This is a genomic window from Arthrobacter sp. NPDC056691, from assembly GCF_042791415.1.
Taxonomy (GTDB): domain Bacteria; phylum Actinomycetota; class Actinomycetes; order Actinomycetales; family Micrococcaceae; genus Arthrobacter.
In genome coordinates this window covers 1-1,508 of sequence record NZ_JBHTXX010000071.1, presented here as the reverse complement: position 1 = coordinate 1,508, position 1,508 = coordinate 1, and the positions used below count along the sequence as shown (strand labels likewise).

Below are 1,508 nucleotides of genomic sequence, written 5' to 3'. Positions count from 1 at the left end.
CCCTCTGCGTCAGGCTGGTTGTGAGTCATTCATTTGTAGTGAAGGAGCAGCCGCGTGTCGTGGAGAAGCCAGGGTTTTACTCGTGAGGAGATTCGCGAGTTTGTGCATGAGTATTATGTGCAGCCGTATGGGACGAAGGGGACCTGGCTTGCCTCTCGGTCCGTGCCGGTGAAGACGTTTCGGATGTGGCGGAAGATGGTGCTCGAGGGCGATCTCGACCGTAATCTCATTCCACGAGAGCATGGGGGTATGGCCCGTACGAATGGCGAGTGGTCCGCGTTTGAAAAAGCGCGCGCCAAAGAGATCGCTGACCACCAGTCCGAAATCGAACAGCTCAAGGGCCGGATCCTTGAGCTTGAAGGCACGAACACAGCTCTGGGAAAAGCTATCGGGCTCTTGCACGAGTTGAACGTGCCAGAGCCCGATACGGCCCAGACGAGCGATCCGAAAAGTTCCTCGAAGCCGAAAACCTCCTCGTCCGGGAACTGACAAAGCTCACCGGCTCGCAGCGGCAAGCCCTGGATTTCGCTGGAATTTCGCGCTCGACCTGGCACTACCGGCAGAACCCCCGCGCCCGGGTGCAGGACCCGCTCGCACAGTCTGAGCGGGCCTATGAGTCGCGGATCAGCAGCGGGGATCGTGACCGGATCGCCGAATACATCCTGGACGGCTGGGCCGACCAGGTCTCCGTTGACCACGCGTTCGCGACCGCCTGGGACAACGGGGTGATGCTCGCCTCCCGGCGCACGTGGTGGCGGATCGCGGCGCAGATCGAGGACCAGATGCTCCGCCCCACCGTCCCTACCAGGAACGGGAACAAACGGGGCCACCATGAGAAACCGGTCCTGAAGGCCACCGGCCCGGGCCAGGTCTGGTCATGGGATATCACCGACCTTTACTCGCCATGGCGGGGAAAGACTTACAAGGCCTACTCGGTTCTTGATATCTACTCCCGCCAGATGGTCGCCTGGCGGGTCGAGGAACGCGAAGCCGACCACCTCGCGGTCGAGATGTTTGAAGCCGCCATCGCCCGCTACGGCGCCCCGCACACCGTCCATGCCGATTCGGGGCCGGCAATGAAATCGAACCTGCTCCGCGATGCCCTCACCACCCACGGGGCAGAGCTCACCCACAACCGGCCATACGTCTCGAACGACAACCCCTTCTCCGAGTCCGGGTTCCGGACCATGAAATACCGGCCCGGCTACCCCCGCGTCTTCAAAGAACTCGAGGCCGCCAGGGCCTATCTCGCCGAGTACGTGCCCTGGTACAACACCCAGCACAAACACTCAGGCATCGCACTCTTCTCCCCCGCCCAGGTCCATGACGGCTCCTGGAAACACCTCTGGAAGAAACGCGACCACGCCCTGCAGCGCTACTACGAGAAAAACCCCGAACGGTTCCGGCACCGACCCACCACACCAGCCCCACCCAGCCACGCCGGAATCAACCTACCCGAAACAACCAAACAACCAGCCCAGTGACTCCACACAGCTTGACAACCTGCG

At 61.9% G+C, this 1,508-nt stretch carries 2 protein-coding genes; both read left to right on the top strand.

Annotated elements, in window-relative coordinates; all coding sequences use genetic code 11:
- The first annotated feature begins 54 nt into the window (after positions 1 to 54).
- Positions 55 to 489, top strand: coding sequence for a hypothetical protein (locus tag ACFRAU_RS26040; RefSeq protein WP_378002017.1), 435 nt, complete (start codon positions 55 to 57; stop codon positions 487 to 489).
- Positions 490 to 578: 89 nt separating this feature from the next.
- Entirely contained in the window at positions 579 to 1,484 is a 906-nt protein-coding gene (locus tag ACFRAU_RS26035; protein WP_378002016.1) for a transposase, read from the top strand.
- Positions 1,485 to 1,508 lie beyond the last annotated feature (24 nt).